We start from the raw sequence: 477 nt of genomic DNA on the forward strand, positions 1-477 counted from the left end.
GTAATGCACCTCCTCTCTTCGTCAATTGACGCCTGAGAGATAGGCGACTCTATTATTATACCATCTGTGAATATACAAGCATATCTACTTCCGATAAGTCGTCTTATGTTATATAACTTTGTTTTTTATAGTATCAAGACAAGAAGAAACTCGTTTCAAAAACCCTCATGATTTTTAGAGAAAAACTCTCTTATTTCATCGTCTTTAATAAAATAATATGCCATCTTTCCATCTTTATAAAAATCAAGTACCTCATTTTTATATAAAAGCCTTAAATGATGTGAAGTTGAAGCAACACTCATTTTCAATATCAAAGAAATATCACAAACACACAACTCATCTTCTTTAATCAAAGATAATATGATTTTCAATTTCTTCTCATCACAAATTTTTTCTAAAATGTTAAGTAATTTCTTAGATTTATCATCTTCTAAAAAACTTAAAGCATTGTTAACTTTATCCTCATGTACACAGATC

1 protein-coding gene is annotated in these 477 nt (G+C 28.7%); it reads right to left on the reverse strand.

The features are described from left to right. Positions 1–155 precede the first annotated feature (155 nt). Positions 156–477: ArsR/SmtB family transcription factor (locus FHL79_RS24840; protein WP_205759015.1), on the reverse strand; the 322-nt coding region annotated here is incomplete at its 5' end.

Source organism: Modestobacter altitudinis (assembly GCF_005930475.1).
Taxonomy (GTDB): Bacteria; Actinomycetota; Actinomycetes; order Mycobacteriales; family Geodermatophilaceae; genus Modestobacter; species Modestobacter altitudinis.